At 66.8% G+C, this 18,289-nt stretch carries 16 protein-coding genes; 8 read left to right on the top strand and 8 right to left on the bottom strand.

The features are described 5' to 3' along the window. Positions 1–110: 110 nt before the first annotated feature. The 5 genes from KW832_RS05315 to KW832_RS05335 all read left to right on the top strand — a co-directional run bounded on the left by KW832_RS05315 (position 111) and on the right by KW832_RS05335 (position 4,408). Positions 111–1,046 (top strand): bile acid:sodium symporter family protein, encoded by a 936-nt coding sequence (locus KW832_RS05315; RefSeq protein WP_218299143.1) that lies wholly within the window; start codon positions 111–113, stop codon positions 1,044–1,046. Next, positions 1,043–2,050 carry an NAD-dependent epimerase/dehydratase family protein gene (locus KW832_RS05320; protein WP_218299144.1) on the top strand — a complete coding sequence of 336 codons (1,008 nt, stop codon included), beginning with the start codon at positions 1,043–1,045 and terminating at the stop codon, positions 2,048–2,050. Before KW832_RS05315 ends, KW832_RS05320 begins: the two co-directional genes overlap by 4 nt. Continuing rightward, entirely contained in the window at positions 2,047–2,982 is a 936-nt protein-coding gene (locus KW832_RS05325; RefSeq protein ID WP_218299145.1) for an EamA family transporter, read from the top strand. Before KW832_RS05320 ends, KW832_RS05325 begins: the two co-directional genes overlap by 4 nt. 60 nt (positions 2,983–3,042) lie before the next feature. After that, the gene (locus tag KW832_RS05330) at positions 3,043–3,669 is read left to right on the top strand and encodes an ATP-binding cassette domain-containing protein (protein WP_218299146.1); all 627 of its coding nucleotides are present in this window, start codon (positions 3,043–3,045) and stop codon (positions 3,667–3,669) included. Positions 3,670–3,766: 97 nt separating this feature from the next. Continuing rightward, on the top strand, positions 3,767–4,408 hold the full coding sequence (locus tag KW832_RS05335) for a LysE family translocator (RefSeq protein WP_055396280.1): 642 nt from the start codon (positions 3,767–3,769) through the stop codon (positions 4,406–4,408). A gap of 24 nt (positions 4,409–4,432) precedes the next feature. Here KW832_RS05335 and KW832_RS05340 read toward each other — a convergent pair whose 3' ends face one another. The 8 genes from KW832_RS05340 to KW832_RS05375 are packed head-to-tail and all read right to left on the bottom strand — an operon-like array spanning position 4,433 to position 10,272. Beyond that, positions 4,433–5,260, bottom strand: a complete 828-nt coding sequence (locus KW832_RS05340; RefSeq protein WP_055396282.1) for a LytTR family DNA-binding domain-containing protein — start codon at positions 5,258–5,260, stop codon at positions 4,433–4,435. After that, entirely contained in the window at positions 5,257–6,345 is a 1,089-nt protein-coding gene (locus tag KW832_RS05345; RefSeq protein ID WP_218299147.1) for a sensor histidine kinase, read from the bottom strand. Before KW832_RS05345 ends, KW832_RS05340 begins: the two co-directional genes overlap by 4 nt. After that, complete coding sequence (locus KW832_RS05350; RefSeq protein WP_121419361.1) at positions 6,342–6,659, bottom strand: 2TM domain-containing protein; 318 nt, start codon at positions 6,657–6,659, stop codon at positions 6,342–6,344. Before KW832_RS05350 ends, KW832_RS05345 begins: the two co-directional genes overlap by 4 nt. A 55-nt stretch (positions 6,660–6,714) precedes the next feature. Then, positions 6,715–7,758 (bottom strand): alpha/beta hydrolase, encoded by a 1,044-nt coding sequence (locus KW832_RS05355; protein WP_218299148.1) that lies wholly within the window; start codon positions 7,756–7,758, stop codon positions 6,715–6,717. A 27-nt stretch (positions 7,759–7,785) separates the two neighbouring features. Continuing rightward, positions 7,786–8,856, bottom strand: a complete 1,071-nt coding sequence (locus tag KW832_RS05360) for a dienelactone hydrolase (RefSeq protein WP_218299149.1) — start codon at positions 8,854–8,856, stop codon at positions 7,786–7,788. Positions 8,857–8,893: 37 nt separating this feature from the next. Beyond that, positions 8,894–9,184 (bottom strand): 2TM domain-containing protein, encoded by a 291-nt coding sequence (locus tag KW832_RS05365; RefSeq protein WP_218299150.1) that lies wholly within the window; start codon positions 9,182–9,184, stop codon positions 8,894–8,896. Positions 9,185–9,242: 58 nt separating this feature from the next. Further along, positions 9,243–9,815: a DUF6622 family protein gene (locus tag KW832_RS05370; RefSeq protein WP_218299151.1), complete on the bottom strand. Its 573-nt coding sequence runs from the start codon at positions 9,813–9,815 to the stop codon at positions 9,243–9,245. Positions 9,816–9,861: 46 nt separating this feature from the next. Then, the gene (locus KW832_RS05375; protein WP_121419366.1) at positions 9,862–10,272 is read right to left on the bottom strand and encodes a DUF2306 domain-containing protein; all 411 of its coding nucleotides are present in this window, start codon (positions 10,270–10,272) and stop codon (positions 9,862–9,864) included. Positions 10,273–10,580: 308 nt separating this feature from the next. Between KW832_RS05375 and KW832_RS05380 the strand changes: the two genes are divergently transcribed. From KW832_RS05380 to KW832_RS05390, 3 genes are read left to right on the top strand one after another with little or no spacing between them, the layout of a single operon-like run. Continuing rightward, entirely contained in the window at positions 10,581–11,882 is a 1,302-nt protein-coding gene (locus tag KW832_RS05380; RefSeq protein ID WP_174240365.1) for an efflux RND transporter periplasmic adaptor subunit, read from the top strand. Positions 11,883–11,897: 15 nt separating this feature from the next. After that, positions 11,898–15,101 (top strand): efflux RND transporter permease subunit, encoded by a 3,204-nt coding sequence (locus KW832_RS05385; RefSeq protein WP_218299152.1) that lies wholly within the window; start codon positions 11,898–11,900, stop codon positions 15,099–15,101. After that, positions 15,098–18,280 (top strand): efflux RND transporter permease subunit, encoded by a 3,183-nt coding sequence (locus KW832_RS05390; RefSeq protein WP_055397372.1) that lies wholly within the window; start codon positions 15,098–15,100, stop codon positions 18,278–18,280. Before KW832_RS05385 ends, KW832_RS05390 begins: the two co-directional genes overlap by 4 nt. Positions 18,281–18,289: the final 9 nt, after the last annotated feature.

Raw genomic sequence — 18,289 nt, forward strand, 5'->3', positions numbered from 1 at the left:
GCCCTCGCTGCGGGGCGGCCCTTGCTCGGCGTCCCGCGCTGTCGCTGCGACAGTCTCGTGCGTTGCGCGTTGCGCAATACGCGGTGAAGAACTGAACTCAAAGGTTATCTATGCTGCCCGTCGACGAAATACGCCTCAACTTCAACCCTGCATCGCTCGTGGCGCTCAATGTGGTGCTGGGTTTTCTCATGTTCGGCATCGCGCTCGATACGCGCGTGGCCGACTTCAAGCGCGTGCTGCGCATGCCCGGAGCCATGGCGGTGGGCATTGCGGCGCAGTTCATCGTGCTGCCTGCCGTGACCTTTGTGCTTACGCTGCTGCTCCAGCCCGGCCCCAGCATTGCGCTGGGCATGATCCTGGTGGCCTGCTGCCCGCCGGGCAATGTGAGCAACATCCTCACGCACCGCGCAGGCGGCAATGTGGCGCTGTCGGTGTCGATGACGGCGATCTCCAACGCGCTGGCCATTGTGCTCATGCCGCTCAACTTCGCGTTCTGGGGCGGTTTGCACCCCACGGCGGCGCCGCTGTTGCGCAGTATTGCGCTCGACCCGCTGGAGATGGCGGGGCACATCGTCGCCATCATCGGGCTGCCGTTTGCGCTGGGCATTCTGTGTGCGGAGAAGCTGCCGCGTTTCACGCAGCGGGTGAACAAGCCCGTGCGCATCCTCAGCTTTGTCTGCCTGATCGGTTTCATCGTCGGGGCCGTGGCGGGCAACTGGCGCTACTTCCTCGACTACGTGGGGCTGGTGCTGCTGGCCGTGGTATTGCATGACGCGCTGGCCTTTGGCACCGGCTATGCCTGCGCGCGGCTCAGCGGCTTGTCGGACTACGACCGGCGCGCGGTGAGCATTGAGGTGGGCATCCGCAACGCGGGCCTGGGCCTGGTGCTGATCTTCAGTTTTTTTGGAGGCCTGGGGGGCATGGCCGTGGTGGCGGGTGTCTGGGGCTTCTGGGACATCATTGCCGGCTTGGCGCTGGCGGGATGGTGGGGCCGCAGACCTGCGGTGGTGCCGCTGGGGGCTTCGGCCAAGGAGCACGGCGCATGACGGCTTCTTCATTGGCAACGCGCCGCATCCTGGTGACCGGGGCCGACGGTTTTCTGGGCCAGGGTGTAGTGGCCGCCCTTGCGCGCGAGGGTGTGCACACGCTGGTGGCGGCCGATGTGCGCGAGGTGCCTGCCGAGCGTCGCCTGCCTGGTGTGATCTATCTGGTGCAGGACGTGCGTGACCCCGCGCTGGCGCAGACGCTCGCCGACCATGCCATCGACAGCGTGGTGCACCTGGCCTCCATCGTCACGCCGGGCAAAGGATCCAACCGCGAATTCGAATACTCCGTGGATGTGCTGGGCAGCCAGAATGTGCTCGATGCCTGCGTGGCCACGGGTGTCAAGCACATCGTCGTCAGCTCCAGCGGGGCCGCGTATGGTTACCACGCTGACAACCCCGCCTGGCTGCGCGAGACCGATGCGCTGCGCGGCAATGAGGTGTTTGCCTATGCCCACCACAAGCGGCTGGTAGAAGAGATGCTGGCGCAGTACCGCGCGGACCACCCCGCGCTGGCGCAGACGGTGCTGCGCATCGGCACCATCCTGGGCGAGCGGGTGGACAACCAGATCACCGCGCTGTTCGACAAACGCCGCCTGCTGGCCATCCGTGGCAGCGAGAGCCCGTTTGTTTTCATCTGGGACGAGGACGTGACCGGCGCCATCCTGCATGCGTTGCGCACGCAGCGCGCTGGCTGTTTCAACCTGGCGGGCGATGGTGCGCTGCCGCTGCGCGAGATCGCCCGGCGCCTGGGTAAACCGGTGCTGGAGTTGCCTGCGGGCCTGCTGCGTGCCGCGCTGGCGGTGGGCTCCGCGCTGGGCCTGAGCCGCTACGGGCCAGAGCAGCTGGATTTTCTGCGTTACCGCCCCGTGCTGCTCAATGCCGCGCTCAAGGAGGTGCTGGGCTACGTGCCTGGCAAGACCAGCGCTGAGGCGTTCGAAGCCTTCGTGGCTGCCCGGGCGCGCCAAGGGCGGCCGGTGGCTGTGGCTGCGGCGGTGGCTGCATGACGGCGCGGGCGCTGAGCCGTGGCGACTTGCTGCGCGCGCTGGCCGTGGTGGTCATCTGGGGGCTGAACTTTGTGGTGATGAAGCTGGGCTTGCAGGGGCTCAGCCCCATGCTGCTGGGTGCCCTGCGTTTCACTGCGGCATCCTTGCCGTTTCTGCTGTTCGTGCCCCGCCCATCGATGCCCTGGCGCTTTGTGGTGGGCTACGGGCTGGCGCAGGGGCTGGGGCAGTTCGGCTTTCTGTTCCTGGGTCTGCAGCTGGGCATGACGGCGGGCATGGCCTCGGTGGTCATGCAGACGCAGGCGTTTTTTACGCTGCTGCTGGCTGCACCGCTGCTGGGTGAGCGCGCCCAACCCTGGCAGTGGTGGGGTCTGCTGCTGGCGTTTGGCGGGCTCATGACGATTGGTCTTGCCCATGGAGAAGGGCCCGGGCAGATGACGCTGGCCGGTTTTGTGCTCACCCTCGGCGCGGCCTTCATGTGGGCGGTGTCCAACCTGGTGGCACGCCGTGCTGCGCAGGCAGGGGCTTACGCGCCGTTTCCGTTCATCGTGTGGAGCAGCGTGGTGCCCATCGTTCCGTTCTTTGCGCTGGCGGTGTGGACCGAAGGCGCCAGCGGTGTCGTGGCGCAATTGCAGGCGGTGGACGGCAGGGCTTTGCTCGCAGTGCTTTACCTCGCATTGCTGGCCACCTTGCTGGCCTACACGCTGTGGACGCAGCTGCTGCAACGCCACTCGGCCGGGCGGGTGACGCCGTTTTCGCTGCTGGTGCCAGTGGTGGGGCTGTGGGCTGCGTATGCGTTTTTGGGCGAAACGCCCTTGCCGCTGCAGTGGGCGGGCGCAGCCGCTGTGTTGTGTGGCCTGGTGGTCAACCAGACCGGAGGCTGGCTGTGGGCACGGTGGCGGCGCAAAGCCGAGACCCACTCGACCGCTCTCTAGAATCCTGGACCGGCGCAGGCTTGTACGGAATGTCCTGCGCAACAAACCCAAGGAAGCAGGATGTCTGAGAACGTGGTGTTGCAGGTGGAGGGGCTGTGTTTTGCCTATCCCGAATGTGGGGTGCTCAACCAGTGGTCGGTGGCGCTGCCTGCAGGCCTGGCGCTGGTGCGTGGCGACGAAAGCAGTGGCAAGACCACGCTGCTGCGCCTGCTGGCGGGTGAACTCACGGCACAGGCCGGGCGCATCACGCTGCAGGGTGTGAGCCTGGGCGACGCGCCCAAGGCCTTTGCGCACATGGTGTTCTGGGTTGATCCCCGTGCTGGCGACCTGGACAAGCTCACCGCCCGTGGCTGGCTGGACAGCCTGCCCGCGCACTACCCGCTGTGGGATGCGGCAGCGCTGGCCACGCACATTGAAGGCTTCACGCTGCACGAGCATCTGGACAAGCCGTTCTACGCGCTGTCCACCGGCAGCAAGCGCAAGGTGCTGATGGCCGGGGCGCTGGCCTCGGGCGCGCCGCTGACCTTGATCGACGAGCCTGTGGGCGGGCTGGACAAGCCGTCGGCCACCTACCTGGGCCGCGCCCTGGCGCAGGTGGCGGGCCAGCCCGGGCGGGTGGTGGTCGTGGCGCACTACGAGGCTTTGCCCAGCGTGCCCTGGGGCACGGTGGTGGAACTGAACGGTTGAGTGGTGTCCGGGGCACCGAGCGCCTGCGCCTTCCGCCCCCGCTTGTTTTAGACTGGGCCGCTATCGGGTGTTTTCCCGTTCTCTGAAGGACTGTTCCATGGACGCGCTTCTTTTTGCCCCGGTGGCGGTTGCCATTGCCCTCACGCCTGGCCCCAACAATTTCTGTGGCCTCAACAACGGCATTCGCGCGGGGATTGGTGCGGCCATGGTGGCGACGCTGGGGCGGGTGGCTGCGTTCGCGATTTTCCTGACGGTGTCTGCGGTGGGCCTGGGGGCCATGCTGCTGGCGTCCGAGGCGGCCTTCACGGCCGTGAAGTGGGTAGGGGCCTGCTACCTGTTCTGGCTGGGCTGGCGCGCGTGGCGCAGCCGCGAGTTCAGCGGGCTGGATGTGGTGGATGGCGCAGACGGAGGTGCGGTCAAAGCGGGCGGTGCACCGGTGCGCCTGCAGTCGCTCATCGCGCAGGAGTTCTTGCTGGGCATCACCAATCCCAAGGCCATCATCCTGTTTGCAGCGGTCTTTCCGCAGTTCATCGACCCCGGCCAGCCGGCCCTGCGCCAGTTTGTGGTGCTGGGGGCGGTGTACCTGGGGGCTGAGTTTGTCTCCACGGCGGTGTATGCGGCGGGGGGCCGGCAGATCCGCCGGTTTATCCGCACCTCGCGGGGTGTGGTGCGTCTCAACAAGGCCACCGGCGGGTTCTTCATGGGGGCGGGTGGCCTGCTGCTGGCCACCAATCGGTAAACACGTTCTAAGAACCCTCGGGGACTACATCGCCTTGAAAAGGTGCGCGTAAAGGCGGCTCACGGGCAGCTTCTCGGTCCGGCCCGCCAGCTCCAGATGCAGCTTGCCCGCCTCGTCGCGCGTCACCGTGGTGATGGCGCTGGCGCGCACCAGGGTGCTGCGATGGATCTGCCAGAACACCTGCGTATCAAGCTGGCTCGTCAGCTCCTTGAGCGGCGTGCGGATCAGGTACTCGCGCGCCGCAGTCAGCACCCGCACGTATTTGTCGGCCGCTTCAAAGTACAGCACGTCGGCCACCGGCACCATGTGGATCTGGCTGCCGCTGCTGGCCTGGATGAGGGTGAGGGGGGCGGTGCTGCTTGGTGCCGCTGCAGCGGATGGCGAGGCAATGCCGGGCGCTGCCAGCAGGTGGCGCAGCTGCTCCATGGTTGCTTCTAAATTGATAGCTGGTTGCGCTTTATTCATAAGCGCTAGCTGCAGTTTTTGCACTGTTTTTTGCAGCCGGGCCGCCTGCACGGGCTTGAGCAGGTAGTCCACAGCCTGGGCTTCAAACGCTTGCACGGCGTACTGGTCGTAGGCCGTCACGAATACGAGTGCGGGAAACGGTTTGTCGTCGGGCCAGGCGTCGGCCAGTTCCACGGCGGCATCCAGCCCGCTTTGGCCCGGCATGCGGATGTCAAAGAAGAGCACGTCGGGGAGCAGGGCAAGCGCCTGCCTGACGGCCGACAGGCCGTCGCCCACGGTCGCGGCGATCTGCAGCGCGGGCCAGGCGCGGGCCAGCTCCTGCTGCAGTGCGGCAGCCAGCAGGTGTTCATCCTCGGCAATCAGGGCGCGGGGGGCGGGCTGGTTCATGGGTTGGGAGCGGATTTCAAAGGAAAAACGACGCTAGCGCTTGTCCCTCCTGCGCTAGCAGCTATCAAATCAAGAGTGCCTGATGCGCCGTGCAAGGTGGCCAGGCGTTCGCGCACCTGGGTCAGACCAAAGCTTTGGCCGGGGCCCGGCGTGGGCAGGGTGCCGGGCAGGCCCACGCCGGTGTCGTTGACCTCGATCACCAGCAGCGGGCCATTGGCGCCCGGGCGCGTGCTGGCACGCACGGCGATGTGGCCGCCTTCCACCTGGGGCTCCAGGCCGTGGCGTATGGCGTTTTCCACCAGGGGCTGCAGCAGCAGTGGCGGCACGGGCACTTCCCGCAGTGCCTCGGGCAGGTCCAGCGTGTAGGCCATGCGCGGGCCCATGCGCACCGCCATCAGCTCCAGGTAGTCGCGCAGGCGGTCAAACTCGTTGGACAGCGGGTGCTGGGTGCTGCGCGACGCGGTGAGCGTGGCGCGCAGGTAGGCAATCATGCGGTCCAGCATCTCTTGCGCACGCGCGGGGTCTGTGCCGATCAGCACGCGCAGGTTGGCCAGCGTGTTGAACAGCATGTGCGGTTCGAGCTGGGTTTCCAGCAGCTTCAGGCGCGCCTCGCTCGCGTGCATGCGCGCCTCGGCCATCTTGTCTTCCAGATACGCCGATTTGTGGATGGCGTAGAAGTAGTAGCTGCCCACCAGCCCGGCAATGGCCGTGATGAGAATGGATGTGCGCTGGTCGGACCCGGTAGTGGACGTGCCCGGTGGGTAGAAGTGAAAGTAGTACACGCACAAGGCGTTGGCCAGCGCTGTGCCTGCCACGTACCCCACAACGATGCCCCCCGCCACCAGCGCCATGCCTTGCCACCCATGCGGCCAGCCCGTTTCGGCGGCAGACGGTATCAATTCGCGCCCCAGGTCGATCACGGCCCAGGTGAAGGTGCCGATCAGTATCGAATACACCACCGGCGGCCCGTAGGGCTTGTCGGGCATGAAGGCATATTGGATAGTCGCAACGACCAGGGTGAAGGCGAGCACCTGAAGGAAGTGCCGCAGCTTGCTGATGCCGTTGAAGGGGCGTCGCAGCATCATGGCCGGTGCTGATCTTGCTGCTTTTGGGCTTGTTCGCGCTGCAGGGCTTCGCGCTCGCGCTGCACCATGCGTTCGCGCAGGCCGTCGCCGCTGCCCAGCAGGAACACCGACACCCCATGCAGCACCAGCCCTAGGCCCCAGCCCAGCAGTGGATAGATCGACCAGGGGCGCGTACCGAATGCGTAGCGCGACATGGCAAAGAGCAGCGCGTTCACCAGCACGAACGCTGCAGCGTGCACGTACCAACCCAGCTTGGCGCTGGCGCGCCGGCGGGCCAGCGTTTCGATTTCTTCGGGGCTAAGAGGGGAGGTCATGGCGGGGCGGTCGGGGGTGAAAAGCTCGGGGCGCTGCAGGGATTCTAGGGGCGGGCTAGGCCGGGCAGGCGTGGCGCGCCACCGTGGCCACAGCCTGGGCGTCCAGCGTCAGCCCCATGTGGTTCACGCCGGGCACCAGGGTCACGGGCACAGGCTTGCCCGCCTGGGCAAACAGGTCGGCAAAGCGGTCGGCGTAAAAAAGCTCATCGTCCTGCCCGGCCACGATGCAGACCGTGCCCCGGGCATTGCGGATGTCGGCCTGGTAGTCGTCGTGGGGGCGGAAGTTGGTGGCCACCGTGTACGAATAGCGGGGCGTGAGCAGCTCGCGGGCTACGTCGTTGAGGGCAAAGCTCAGCACGGGCAGGTGGTTCCACCGGGTGATGCCGATCTGATTGAGCAGCGTGATGGCAACCATGCGGGGCAGGCCCACCGACACCCAGCCGCCGCTGTCAGGCCGCGATGTGGGGGCGTTGTGGTGCAAAAAAGGCGAAAGCAGCACATAGCGGTCGAACAGGTCCTGCCGCGCGCTGCCCGCAAAACGCAGCGCAAACCCGCCGCCTGCCGAAAACCCCATCAGCGTTTGCGGGCCAGCGTGCGGCACGGCGCGCAGAAAGTCCTCGATGTCGTCTTCCATCTGGCCGATGTACGCGGCCTGGCCCCTGGGGCCGGACGCGCCGTGCCCCCGCATGTCCAGAGAAGCCACGGCATAGCCCTCAGCCGCCAGCGCCTGTGCCAGCACGTGGTTGGACTGCCCCCGTGCGGAAGACCCATGCACCAATATCACCCGGCGCTGTGGTGTGGCTGCTGTTGCCGGACGGGGGCTGTAGCCATGCCACGCCAGTGAAGTACCGTCGCGCGCTGTGTAGCGCTGGACTGGTGGAACACCGCTGTAGTCCACACCCTTGAACGGATTGTTGATGCTGGACAGCGGCGGGATGTCGTGGGGGCCGCCCCAGGCGATGGCGGCAGCAAGTCCGGCAAGCCCCAGGGTCAGCAAGGCGGCAGCGATGAACAAGGGGTACAGGCTGCGGGGCCGCAATCTGGAGGTTTGCGTCATGGTGGCGAGCAGGCCGAGGGTGGCGGCAGAGATGAGGAGCATGGGGGCGTGTGACGCAGGATGGCCGCGTTAGGGCACTGGTTGAAAGGGGTGCAAGGGTTGCAGGTGCTGGGCGAAGAACGCCACGATGCGTGCATCCACCTCGGGCAGCACCTTGCGGTCAAAGCCGGGCGGGTCGCCCAGCAGCGCGGTCTGCACGTCGCTCAGCAGGTGCAGCGGTGGCATGGGCGACAGCATGGCGCCGTGGCTGGCGTCCGGCAGGTGGGCTACGTGGGTGCAGCGGTCCTGGCAGGCCGTGAGCACGGCGTCACTGTGAAAGCGCGGTACCTGGTTCACATCCATGCCCGCAGTCACCAGCCCCAGCGCGATGCTTGGGGTGGCAAGGGTGGCCATGTCAAAGTCGGCTGCAAAGGGCACGCTGGCCACGGCGGCTTGTATACGGGGGTCCTGGTGTGTGTAGGCGGTGTCATCGCCAAAGCGGTGCCGTATCACGGTCAGTGCAAACCACTTCTTCAGGCCATCCAGCAGGTTGCCGTGCAAACGGGTGATGAACCCGACACAGGAGGAAAAATCATCGGCAATGTGGGCCTCGCAGTGCTGACGAAAGCGCGCGGGCGACCACGCGCCGCCCGCCAGCGTCAACGCCGTGTGGCCACCGGCGGAACCACCGAAGACCCCCACCTTGTCCAGGGTGAGCAATTGGGCCAGGCGGTTGTCCTGTGCCACGGCGTCGATGGCGCGGGAGACCTCGGCGGGGCGGCGCTTCCAGCTCTCGGGGCCGGGGGTGGACGGGTCTTTGGAGTTGTCTCCCGCATGTTCGGGCAATGCCACGACAAAACCTGCGGCCACCATTGCACGCGCAAGGTCGGTGTGGACCCACGGATTGCCGCCCGAACCGTGTGTGATGACGATCAGGCGGCCGTTGCCCCGCACGGGGCTGCCCTGCCAGGCCAGCTGCAGCTGGAAGGGGCCGCGCTGCACAGGTTCGTCGGCACTGCTGCTGGGGTAGAACACCGTGATGGGGCCATCCCCCAGCAAGCCGGGCAATTCCATCAGCCCTGTGCCCGCCTGGGCGGCGGTGGCCGCACTCCATGTCGCGAGTGTCAGCAGGGCCAGGGTCAGTCGTCGGAGCATCTTCATGGGATTTCTTTCGTGCGGAAGGCGGGTGTAGACGGGTTCAAGGACGTGGCCCCTGCTGCGCCAGACGGTCGCGTTCGGCCTGCACCATGCGCTCATGCAGCCCGCCGCCAGCAATCAGGAACACCACCGCCCCATGCACCACCAGGCCGATGCCCCATCCCAGGGCGGGGTACACCGCCCAGTGCCGCCCGCTGGCGGCCGACAAGGTGATCAGCAGCAGGTTGACCAGCAGATAGACGCCGGCGTGCATGTACCAGCCGAGTTTGGCCCCGGCGCGCTTGCGGGCCAGGCGTTCGATGGGGTCTTGGGTGGGGTGGATGTAGTGCATGGTGATGTCTCCAGACAAGGTGAGTCAGTTCGATGGGAGGGCAGGGTTCTGGCGGGGCTCAGGCGCCCATGGGGGATGCGCCGTAGACCACGCTTTGCTGCGCCAGGCGCCACATCCGCAGGGCTCGGGCGGCGAACAGGCCGTTGAACACCCCATAAAGGGCCGAGATCTGCAGCGCGAAGGTGCCGTCCCGTGCCAGGGTGGGTTGCATGGCCAGCTCCACCCCGACGAAATACTTGGTCAGGAAGATGCCGACGATCAGCGCGAGCGGCATGGCGCTGCCCGGAATGTAAAAACTGCGCGAAGAGGCGCTGTAGAGCGTGCCGGTGGGCGCCGTGGGCTGGAACCACAGGGCCAGCGCCGTGGTCGCCGTGGCGGCTGCCAGCCAGAGACCCACTGCCTGTACGCCGGAGGAGGCCGAACCGCCGAATGCCGACAGCAGGCCTGCCACCGAGAAGGCGGCCATGCCCAGCGGCATGAGCTGGGTTCGCAGCAGGCTGGCGCTGCGGTCGCGCAGCTGGCTGGCGCCCAGCCCCACCAGGCCGGCCAGCATGCCCCATACCCAGTAGGGGGTGTGACTGATGACCTGGAGCATTGCTTGGGGTTGGTGAACAATCAAATTGAGCAGCATGGGGATCTCCTGAGTGGAAAGGGCAGATGGAGAGGGAACGGCAGGGTCAGATCACGCCCAGTGCCGACCAGAGCGAATGGCCGAGAAAGCGATCAGGCAGCAGAGTGAAGCCACCGGCCACCACGCAGGCGCCGATGTAGACGCGCTGCATGGTTTTGCGATGCCCGTCGATGTTGCGCCGGGCCAGGAAGACAAAAGACAGCACCAGCATCCCCAGCGTGACCGGTATCAGCAGGTGGATCAGCCCGAAGCTGCCCCAGCGCGGGCCCGGACCCCCACTGATGAAAATGGCCGACACGGCTGTGGCCACCATCAGGGTTACCCAGGCATACCCGGCGGCGCGGTGCAGGCGCGGGCGTTGGGTGGCACCCTTGCGGGCCCACAGGGCGATGGGGCCGATGGCGGTCGCGGCGAGCGCTGCGGCGAGGTGGATGGCGATGACGGGGGTGAGTTGCATGGTGTGGCTCCGGGCTCGTTCTTCAATGGAGCGGACTGTGCCGACACCGCCCCGTCGCTGCCAGCGGCTTGCGACGAAATGCGCCAGGGCCGCCGCGAAATGCAGGAGCGCGGCGTGACTTGCGGGGCATTTTTGGTGGTCGGCCCGTTGGTGGATGCGTCTTCCCTACAAATTGCTTTGACCCCAAGGTTTACTTTTCTTCGCACAGCGTTCAAAGCAACGCGTGAACTGAGCCTCTACGATCCGGTACGGTTGACCGTGCTGACACCCGCCCAGCACGCACCCCGAGAACACGAATCAAGACCGTCATGAACCCCCAAGAAGTCAACGCGCCCCCGCCATCGGCCATTCCTCCCGCTCCCCCCGGAAAACCGCCACGCCGATCCCGATGGGTAGGAAGCCTGCTGGCGCTGGTGTTGGTGGGGCTGGTAGGAGGGGCGGCGTGGTATCTCATCCAGCGGGCCAATGGTGAATCCAGCGGCGGTCCGGGCTTTCCGGGGGGCGGGCGCCCCATGGTCACGGTGGGGGATGCCGTGGTGCGCAAGGCTGAACTGCCGGTGATCATCGATGCGCTGGGCACCGTGATCCCCGCCACCACGGTCACGCTGCGGCCCCAGGTGTCGGGCATGCTGACCCAGGTGCTGTTCACCGAGGGGCAGATGGTCAAAAAAGGGCAGTTGCTGGCGCAGATCGACCCCCGCCCCTTCGAGCAGGCGCTGATGCAGGCCCAGGGCACCCGCCAGCGCGACGAGGCGCAGCTGGAGAACGCGCGCCTCACGCTGGAGCGCTACCGCACCTTGCTGTCGCAAGACTCCATCGCCCGCCAGGACGTGGATACGCAGGCCGCGCTGGTCAAACAGCTTGAAGGCACGGTGATGACCGACAAGGCCCAGGAGGGCACGGCGCGCCTGAACCTGGACTACACACGCATCACCGCGCCCGCGTCGGGGCGCATCGGTCTTCGCACCGTGGATGCGGGCAACTACGTGACCTCGGGCGACACGGCGGGCCTGGCCACCATCACGCAGGTGGCGCCCATCGACGTGCAGTTCTCGGTGCCGCAGGACCGCGTGGCCGACATCCAGGCAGCGCAGGGCGCAGCGGACGCCCTGGCCGTGACGGCGCTGGACCGCACGCGCAAGGCCGAACTCGACAAGGGGCGTTTCTCTACGCTGGACAACCAGGTCGACACCACCACCGGCACCGTCAAGGCCAAGGCGCGGTTCGAGAACGCGGCGGGTGCGCTGTTTCCCAACCAGTTTGTGAACGTGCAGCTGCTGCTGCGCAATGTGCCTGCGCTGGTGGTGCCGGTGACTGCCGTGCGCACTGGCGCCAATGGCGACTACGTCTATGTCATCAACGAAGACCGCACGGTGTCGCTGCGCAAGGTCAAGCGCGGTCAGGCCACGGTGGGGCTGATGGCGATCACCGAAGGCCTGAAGGAAGGCGAACGTGTGGTGACCGAGGGCGGGGACCGCTTGCAGGATGGCATGGCCGTGCAGCTGCCGGGTGCGCAGGCCGCCCGTGCACCGCGTGCGGGGGCCAGCGGGCCGCGAGGGGAGCGTGGAGAAGGTGGCCAGCGCCGCCAGCGTCCTCCTCAGAATCCCTGAGCGCGGCACGACAACATGAGTCCTTCACGTCCATTCATTGAAAGGCCCGTAGCCACTGCGCTGCTGATGATTGCCATCGTGCTGGCAGGGCTGGTGGGTTTCCGCTTTCTGCCGCTGTCGGCCTTGCCCGAGGTGGATTACCCCACCATCCAGGTGCAGACCCTGTACCCGGGGGCCAGCCCCGAGGTCATGAGCCGCACGGTGAGTGCGCCGCTGGAGCGCCAGTTTGGCCAGATGCCCGGGCTCACGCGCATGGCGTCCACCAGCGCCTCGGGGGTGTCCATCATCACGCTGCAGTTTGGCCTGGGGCTGGCGCTGGATGTGGCCGAGCAGGAGGTGCAGGCAGCCATCAACGCGGGCAATTCGCTGCTGCCCGCAGACCTGCCCGCACCGCCGGTGTACGCCAAGGTGAACCCTGCCGACGCGCCGGTGCTCACGCTGGCCATCAGCTCTGACACGCTGCCGCTCACCGAAGTGCAGAACCTGGTGAACACGCGCCTGGCGCAGAAGATCAGCCAGGTTTCCGGTGTGGGGCTGGTGTCGCTGGCGGGTGGGCAGCGGCCTGCCGTGCGCATCCAGGCCGACACCAAGGCGCTGGCGTCGTACGGCATTGGCCTCGATACCCTGCGCACGGCCATCACGTCGGCCAACGCCAACAGTGCCAAGGGCAGTTTTGACGGCCCGCAGCGCTCGTACACCATCAATGCCAACGACCAGTTGCTGACGGTGGACGACTACAAGAACCTCATCGTGTCGTGGCGCAACGGTGCGCCGGTGCGCATGCTGGAGGTGGCGCGTGTGGTGGAGAGTGCGGAGAACAACCGGCTGGGCGCGTGGGCGGGGGTCAACGACCCCCTCCGCGCCGCGCCGGGCCGCCCCCAGCAAGCGGACGCGCCCTCGGGGGGCAGCGAACCACACGAAGTGGGGAGCGTGGGGGCTTCCATCACTCCAGCGATCATCCTCAACGTGCAGCGCCAGCCGGGCGCCAACGTGATCGCCACGGTGGACAACATCAAGAAGCTGTTGCCCGAGCTGCAGGCGGGCCTGCCCGCATCGCTCAAGGTGCAGGTGCTGTCGGATCGCACCACGGGCATCCGGGGCTCGGTCCACCATGTGGAGCTGGAACTGGTGCTGGCCGTGCTCATGGTGGTGCTGGTGATCTTCTTCTTTCTGCACAGCCTGCGCGCCACGGTGATTGCCAGCCTGGCCGTGCCCATTTCGCTCATTGGCACCTGCGGCGTGATGTACCTGCTGGGCTACAGCCTCAACAACCTGAGCCTGATGGCGCTGACGATTGCCACCGGCTTTGTGGTGGACGATGCCATCGTGATGATCGAGAACATCGCGCGCTATCTGGAGGAGGGCGAGCCGCCGTTCCAGGCGGCGCTCAAGGGCGCGACGCAGATTGGCTTCACCATCATCTCGCTCACGGTGTCGCTGATCGCGGTGCTGATCCCGCTGCTCTTCATGAGCGATGTGGTCGGGCGGCTCTTTCGCGAGTTCGCGGTCACGCTGGCCATCACCATTCTCATCTCGGGCGTGGTGTCGCTCACCCTCGTGCCCATGATGGCTGCGCGCTGGCTGCGCGCCGAGCCCGCTGGGGGCCCGAAGGGCGTGGCGGGCCGTATCAACAGGGGTTTCGAGCGGGTGATTGGCGGCTATGACCGCTGGCTGCAGTGGGTGCTGCGCCACCAGGGCGCCACGCTGATGGTGGCGGTGATGACGCTGGCCCTCACGGCGCTCTTGTATGTGGTGATCCCGAAGGGGCTTTTTCCCACGCAGGACACCGGGCAACTGCAGGCGCGCGTCGAGGCGTCGCAGGATGTCTCGTACGCCCGCATGAGTGAACTCCAGCAAGCCGCCGTACGCGCCATCTTGCAAGACCCCGACGTGTTGTCGCTCAGCTCGTTTGTGGGTGTGGATGCGGCCAACAACACCATGCTCAACGCCGGGCGCATGCTGATCAATCTCAAGCCTGACCGCGACGGGCAGGAAGCCATCATGCAGCGGCTGCGTGAGCGTGTGCGGTCTGTGGCGGGTGTCACGCTATACCTGCAGCCCACGCAGGATCTGACGATCGATGCGGAAACCGGCCCCACCGAGTACCGCGTGTCGATTGGCGGTGTGGATGCCGCGCAGGTCAACGACTGGATCCGCAAGCTCGCCGAGCGACTGCAGCGCGAGCCCAAGGTGCGCAACGCCACGACCGATGCGGGCGCGCAGGGCCTGTCGGCCTTTGTGGACATTGACCGCAACACGGCATCCCGCCTGTCGGTCACGGCCAGCAGCGTGGACGACACGCTCTACAGCGCGTTTGGCCAGCGCATCGTGTCCACCATCTTCACCGAGACCAACCAGTACCGCGTGATCCTGGAAGCCCAGCAGGAAGGCATGAACACGCCCGAGGCTCTGGGCACCTTGCAGCTGCGCACAGGCTCCGGCACGCCCACGCCGCTGGCGGCTGTGGCCACCATCCGCGAGCAACTGGCGCCGTTGCAGATCACGCGCGTGGCCCAGTACCCGGCGGCAACGCTGGGGTTTGATAAGGCCGAGGGCGTGTCCTTGGGCAGTGCGGTGGACGCCATCCGCGCTGCCGCGAAGGAAATCGGGATGCCGCAGGGCTTGTCGATGGAGTTCCTGGGGGCTGCCGGGGCTTACGAAAAATCGTTGTCGAGCCAGCTGTGGCTCATTCTGGCGGCCATGGTGTGCGTGTACATCGTGCTCGGCGTGCTGTACGAGAGCTATATCCACCCGGTCACGATCCTCTCCACCCTGCCTTCCGCCGGGGTGGGGGCGCTGCTGGCGCTCATGGTGTCGGGCAACGACCTGGGGGTGATCGGCATCATCGGCATCATCCTGCTGATCGGCATCGTCAAGAAGAACGCGATCATGATGATCGACTTCGCCATCGACGCCGAGCGCCACCAGGGCATGGGGCCGCAGCAGGCCATCCACCAGGCTGCATTGCTGCGCTTTCGCCCCATTCTCATGACCACGCTGGCGGCGCTGTTTGCCGCGCTGCCGCTGATGCTGGGATGGGGCGAGGGGGCGGAACTGCGCCGCCCCCTGGGGCTGGCGATTTTTGGCGGCCTGATCCTGAGCCAGATGCTCACCCTGTTCACCACGCCGGTGATCTATCTGGCGTTTGACCGGTTGGGCCGCCGCTGGACGGGCCGGGGCACGGCGGCGGCGCCGGTCCAGGCCGGGGAGGTGACGTGAATCTCTCGCGCCCCTTCGTCGAGCGGCCGGTCGCCACCGTGCTGCTGACCATTGGCGTGGCCCTGGCGGGGATCGCCGCATTTTTTGTGCTGCCCGTATCGCCTTTGCCGCAGGTGGACTATCCGGCCATTTCGGTCTCGGCCAGCCTGGCGGGCGCCAGCCCCGAAACCATGGCCACCAGCGTGGCCACCCCTCTGGAGCGGCGGCTGGGGGTGATTGCCGGGGTCAACGAAATGACCTCGACCAGCTCCAACGGATCGGCGCGTGTGAGCCTGCAGTTCGACCTGAACCGCAACATCGACGCGGCCGCGCGCGAGGTGCAGGCCGCCATCAACGCGGCGCGGGCCGACCTGCCCGCCACGCTGCGCAGCAACCCCACGTATCGCAAGCGCAACTCGGCGGCATCACCCGTCATCATTCTGGCGCTGACCTCCAAGACGCGCACGCCGGGTGAGATCTACGATGCCGTCTCCAACGTGGTGAGCCAGCGCCTGTCGCAGGTGGACGGTGTGGGCGAGGTGGAGATTGGCGGCGGCTCGCTGCCCGCCGTGCGGGTGGAGCTGCTGCCCTTTGCGCTCAACCGCTACGGCATCAGCACCGAAGACGTGCGCGCTGCCATCCAGGCCTCCAACGCCAACCGGCCCAAGGGCGCCATCGAGGGCGACGGGCGCCGCCTGCAGATCTACACGCCATCGCCAGCGCGCAAGGCGGCGGAGTACGAGTCGCTCATCGTCGCCTGGCGCAACAATGCCGCCGTGCGGCTGGGGGATGTGGCGCGCGTGGTGGACGGGGTGGAAAACCGCCGCACCGTGGGGCTGTTCAACGGCGACCCCGCCATCATCGTGCTGGTCACGCGCCAGCCGGGTGCGAACATCATCGAAACGGTGGATGCCGTGCGCGCGCTGTTGCCCGACCTGCAGGCCCAGCTGCCGCAGGACATCCAGGTGGCCGTGGCGTCCGACAGCACCAACTCCATCCGTTCGTCCCTGCATGAGATCGAGCTGACCCTGATGGTCTCCATCGCCCTCGTGGTGCTGGTGGTGGGCCTCTTCCTGCGCAAGGCGCGGGCCACGGTGATCCCGGCGGTGGCCACCGTGGTGTCGCTGCTGGGAACCTTCGGCGTGATGTACTTCCTGGGCTTCAGCCTGAACAACCTGAGCCTCATGGCACTGACTGTGGCCACAGGTTTTGTGGTGGACGACGCGATCGTGGTGCTGGAGAACACCATGCGCCACATCGAGGCCGGCATGGACCGCATGCAGGCCGCGCTGCAGGGTGCGCGGGAGGTGGGCTTCACCGTGCTGTCGATCAGCCTGTCGCTGGTGGCGGTGTTCATTCCGCTCTTGTTCATGGACGGCCAGGTGGGGCGGCTGTTCCGCGAATTCGCCATCACGTTGTCAGCGGCAGTGATGATTTCGCTGGTGATCTCGCTCACCACCACGCCCATGATGTGTGCGTGGCTGCTGCGGGCGCACGACCCGGCCAGCGACAAGCCCCCGTCGCGCCTGGCGCGGTGGGCAGAGCGCGGCTACCAGGGCGTGCTGCGCGGGTATGGACACAGCCTGGACTGGGCCCTGGCCAGCAAAGGCCTGGTGGTGCTCATCCTGCTGGCGGTGATCGGGCTCAACGTGTACTTGTTCGCGAAGATCCCTAAAGGGTACTTCCCCGAGCAGGACAACGGCCAGCTCAACGCGGGCCTCAGGGCCGACCAGAGCATTTCTTCCGAAGCCCTGGCGCGCAAGCTGCGCCAGGCCGTGGAGATCATCCGCAAGGACCCAGCGGTGGACACCGTCGTCGGCTTCTCGGGTGGCAGCCGGGCCGGGGGGGGGTTCATGTTTGTGAACCTCAAGCCTTTGAAGCAGCGCACGGACAGCACGCCGGCCGTCATTGCGCGGCTGCGGCCGCAGCTCAACCAGATCACCGGCCTCAGGGTGTTTCTGAACCCCGTGCAGGACCTGCGCATGGGCGGGCGCTCCAGCAACTCCACCTACCAGTACACGCTCAAGAGCGACAACATGGCGGACCTCAAGCAATGGGCGGGCAAGCTGGCCGACCGGCTCAAGGACGAAAGCCTGCTCAAGGATGTGGACACCGACCAGGCGGAAAACGGCGTGGAGACCTATGTGGAGGTGGACCGCGACAGCGCTTCGCGCCTGGGCGTGAGCGCCTCGGCCATCGACAACGCGCTGTACAACGCCTTCGGCCAGCGCTCGGTGGCCACCATCTATGGCGAACTCAACCAGTACGCCGTCATCATGGAGTGGGCGCCGGAGTACACCCGGGGCCCGCCGGCCCTGAAAGATATCTACGTGGCCAGCAACCCGACGGGTGCCACGGGGACGGCCGCCAACCCGGGCCAGCGCGGTGCGTCCACGGGCAATGTCATCAGCACTGCGGCGTCGACCATGGTGCCGCTGAGCGCCGTGGCGCGCGTGGTGGAGCGGGCCTCACCCACGTCCATCAGCCACCAGGATGGCGAGCTGGCCACCACCATCTCGTTCAACATCGACCCCGGGACCTCGCTGGCGCAGGCGCGCCAGGTCATCGAGCAGGCCGAGGCCGACATTGCCATGCCCACCAACGTGCGCGGCAGCTTCCAGGGCACGGCGCTCAGCGCCCAGCAGTCGCAGGGGCAACAGCTGTTCCTGATCCTCACCGCCATCGTGGTGATCTACATCGTGCTGGGTGTTCTGTATGAAAGCCTGATCCACCCGATCACGGTACTGACCACGCTGCCGTCGGCGGGGGTGGGCGCCGTGCTGGCGCTGCTGCTGTTCAACATGCAGTTCACCATCATTGCGCTCATCGGCGTGTTCCTGCTGATCGGCATCGTCAAGAAGAACGCGATCATGATCATCGACTTTGCGCTGGACGCCGAGCGCGCGCGCGGGCTCACGGCCCTGGAGGCCGTGCGCGAAGCCTGCCTGCTGCGGTTTCGCCCCATCCTGATGACCACGATGGCTGCTGCGCTGGGTGCACTGCCGCTGGCCATCGGCTTCGGGCAGGGCTCGGAGCTGCGCCAGCCGCTGGGCGTGGCGATCATCGGCGGGCTCATCGCGAGCCAGTTGCTCACCTTGCTGACGACGCCGGTGGTCTATGTCCTGCTCGACAAGCTGCGCAAACCCGCACCCAATGAACAACAACTGAGCCGCGCCGGAGCCCCCGGTGCCGCTGTCTGATTGCGCACC

The organism is Acidovorax sp. sif0632, from assembly GCF_019218805.1.
In the GTDB taxonomy this organism is placed as follows: domain Bacteria; phylum Pseudomonadota; class Gammaproteobacteria; order Burkholderiales; family Burkholderiaceae_C; genus Acidovorax; species Acidovorax facilis.